The 1,764-nt window shown below is 61.5% G+C and carries 2 protein-coding genes and 1 pseudogene; all 3 read left to right on the top strand.

Features of this window, described 5'->3' with window-relative positions; genetic code table 11:
- Nucleotides 1-582, top strand: a 582-nt coding sequence (locus WD429_RS02275; protein WP_368420556.1) for a hypothetical protein, incomplete at its 5' end; no start/stop codon positions are given.
- Nucleotides 583-589: 7 nt separating this feature from the next.
- Nucleotides 590-958, top strand: coding sequence for a diversity-generating retroelement protein Avd (gene avd / locus WD429_RS02270; protein ID WP_368420555.1), 369 nt, complete (start codon nt 590-592; stop codon nt 956-958).
- Between the two features lie 325 nt (nt 959-1,283).
- Nucleotides 1,284-1,764: pseudogene (locus tag WD429_RS02265) on the top strand (hypothetical protein); the annotation flags it as partial.

Here is a 1,764-nt window from a genome sequence, read left to right as displayed (position 1 = left end):
GATGGCAAGACCTGGGGCGATATCTACCTAATGGACACCCAGTACGGCGTTAATGGTTACAGCCGCAACGGGGCGACCATTGCAGATGACGGTGACCGGCCTGTTATCCCCAGCATCTACGGCGGCAACGGCAGTACCACCTATGGCTCAATGAGCTGGTGGGTGGCGGTCGATCTGGCCACCGCGGCCGGCAAGCGCCTGCCCTTCTATCAGGAGTTCACGGCGATGGCTTACGGCGTCGTCGAGCGTCAAGCCGTTGGCACCGATCCCGGTACCACCCAGCACCAGGCCGGCCACCGCTCTGCATGTGGGTGTGAGCAGATCACTGGCGTGATGTACCAGTGGGGGGCTGACATTAACGGCACCTCTGCCACCGGCTCTGCTAGTTGGCAGGACATTGCCGAAGGCCGGGGTGATGTCTATACGGACTCCATACGCTCGCCGCGATTCGGCGCGCACTGGAACGGCGGCTCCTACTCGGGCTCTCGGGCCTCGAACTGGAGCGCCGCGCCGGACGGCTCCGGCAGCATCATCAGCGCGCGCGGCGTCAGTGACCACCTGAACCTGCAAGCGGAGCGATAGCGACGCCATGAAGAAAGCAGCACCCAGAGTGGAGGGATTGGCCGTGGTCGAAAAGTACGATTCGGTCTTTCGTTACCTCTACAACATCACGCGCACGATGCCGCGCCGGCACGGCGTGTTCAGAGATGAGCTGCTTCAGTGCATGTTACGAATACCTCGGCTGCTGTATGTGGCCGCCAAATCCAACCAAATCAGCCGGGTTCGTGAAGCGGACGCCGAGCTGGCAGCATTGCGGTGGCACCTGCGAATGGCAGAGGCCTGGCCACTGCAGGTCATCACCTCCGGGCAGCACGGCACGGTATCGGTCTTGCTGGCTGAGGTGGGAAGTATGCTCGGCGACTGGATAGCTCGTTTATCCGGTGGTCGGCATGGGTAGTACACGGATTGCTCGCCGCTATTCGGCGCGAACTGGAACAACGGCTCCAACTCGGGCTCTCGGGCCTCGAACTGGAACAACACGCCGGACAACTCCAACAGCAACATCAGCGCGCGCGGCGTCAGTGACGACAGGCAACACTCCCGCTGGCAGCGCTACGGCCTGCCGGGGCGACCATAACTGTGGTCAGCCGTGTACTGACCTCCTTCGGGAAACACAAAACCAGGTTCGCGAAACAGGGCGTAGTGAGGCCTATGGTCAACATCGAGACCTGCGCGCGGCATTTTTTTCTACAACCGGCGTCACGCCGAAAAAGGGAGTTGATTTGGGAGATCGTCACAGGAACCTGATTGCGAGGGTTGCGGCACCGGAAAATCTTCTGAAGGCGTACCACAAGGCCTCACGAGGCCGGCGCAGTTCTGCCGGCTACCTCAACTTCAAAGAGTATGAGGCAGCGTGGCTGGAAAAGCTGAGGCGCGACATTCTGGACCGCACCTATCAGCCGGGCCGGCCTCGGGAGTTCTGGGTCTACGAGCCCAAACCCCGCCCCATAACCGCCGCGCCCTTTCAGGACCGGGTGGTGCAGCATGCCCTGTGCAATGTCATCGGCCCGATCTTTGAGGTTGGCATGCTCCCCCAGGCCTACGCTTGCCGCAAAGGGCGCGGAATGCACGGCGGTGCCATCCACACTCAGGCGATGATGAGACGCCTTGCCGCCCATGGCGAAACGGTTCACGCCCTGAAGACGGATTTCTCCAAGTATTTCTACAGCGTTAACCGAGAGACGCTCTGGCACCGCATCGAAG

Source organism: Marinobacter sp., from assembly GCF_040904845.1.
GTDB lineage: Bacteria > Pseudomonadota > Gammaproteobacteria > Pseudomonadales > Oleiphilaceae > Marinobacter.
Note: the sequence above shows the minus strand (reverse complement) of the source record. Positions and strands in the feature narration are given on the sequence as shown.